The 1,167-nt window shown below is 72.9% G+C and carries 2 protein-coding genes; both read right to left on the bottom strand.

Annotated features, from left to right (window positions below):
• Window positions 1–4 precede the first annotated feature (4 nt).
• Complete coding sequence (locus ACFY4A_RS42695) at window positions 5–775, bottom strand: GvpL/GvpF family gas vesicle protein (protein ID WP_390834692.1); 771 nt, start codon at window positions 773–775, stop codon at window positions 5–7.
• A partial coding sequence (locus ACFY4A_RS42690; protein ID WP_390834691.1) for a gas vesicle structural protein GvpA occupies window positions 772–1,167 on the bottom strand: 396 nt, incomplete at its 5' end. The genes ACFY4A_RS42690 and ACFY4A_RS42695, both read right to left, overlap by 4 nt.

Raw genomic sequence — 1,167 nt, 5'->3', positions numbered from 1 at the left:
GACGTCACTCCGTTCCCGCGTCGGCTCCTGCCGTGGTGCTCGCGGGCTCGGCGGGGCCGGGTTCGACGAAGCTGTACGGCGGCAGCGGGCCGTTGACGCGCAATTCGAGGTGGGGCAGGTCCCTGCGGGCCCGTTCGACGGCGGCCACGAACTCCTCCGCCGCCTCCCGGTCGACCAGGAACGAGGTGTTGACCAGCCAGCCGGTGGACGACGGGCCGTCGCTGACCGCGGCGGCGTACGGCTGCAGCGCGTGCACCACCTCCCGGGCGTCCTCGCCCTCGCGGGCCTGCACGGCGGCCGCGACCAGCTCACCGAGCCTGAGCTTGTCGTCGTAACCACCGCCGCCCGAACGCCGGTTGGCCTCCGCCAACGACCGGATCTCGGGGTTCTCGGCCATCACGCGGTGCAGCACCGCCTCCTCGTCGTGACTGCCCTTGACGTTGTACTCGACCTTGCCCTCCAGCGCCCGCAGCCGTTCCCGGTAGTGCTCGGCACGCTCGGTGAGCACGCTGGTGACGGTGTCGTCGTCCGGGGCGACGCTGCCGAACCGCATCGGCAGCACACAGCCGGCCGCACCGGCCTCACTGAGCACCGCCTGATGGGCGAGCAGATCCCTGCGCTTGGGCCGCAGCCCCTCGGGCGCGTCACTGACGACCGCCGCCAGCCCGCCCGCCTTCAGCACGCGCACCGGACGGGCCGGCTCACCCACCCCGCCCATGCCCTGCGGCAGGGACGGGTGCGAGGCGGCGGTGATCCCGTAGACGTACGTGCTCACTCCTGCTCCTCCTTCCGGCGGGCCGGCGCGCCCTTACGGGCCCGCGACCGCTCCCCGACCTCGGCCGAGTGCTCCTGACGGGCCTGCTGGAAAGCGTCGGAGACGGTCTGCGCGGCGCCGGACAGCGCACCCTTGGCCTTGCCGCGCGCGCCGGACTCGGTGACCTCGCCGACCAGGTCGGGCAGGCCCACGGGCTTGCGCGGGCCGGCCTCCAGGTCGAGCCGGTTGCAGGCCTCGGCGAAGCGCAGGTAGGTGTCGACGCTGGCCACGACGACCCGTACGTCGATCTTCAGGATCTCGATGCCGACCAGGGAGACCCGCACGAACGCGTCGATCACCAGTCCCCGGTCGAGGACGAGTTCCAGTACGTCGTACAGGCCGCTGCTGCCGCC

This window comes from Streptomyces sp. NPDC001292, assembly GCF_042896465.1.
Lineage (GTDB): Bacteria > Actinomycetota > Actinomycetes > Streptomycetales > Streptomycetaceae > Streptomyces.
This window is presented reverse-complemented; position numbering and strand designations above follow the sequence as displayed.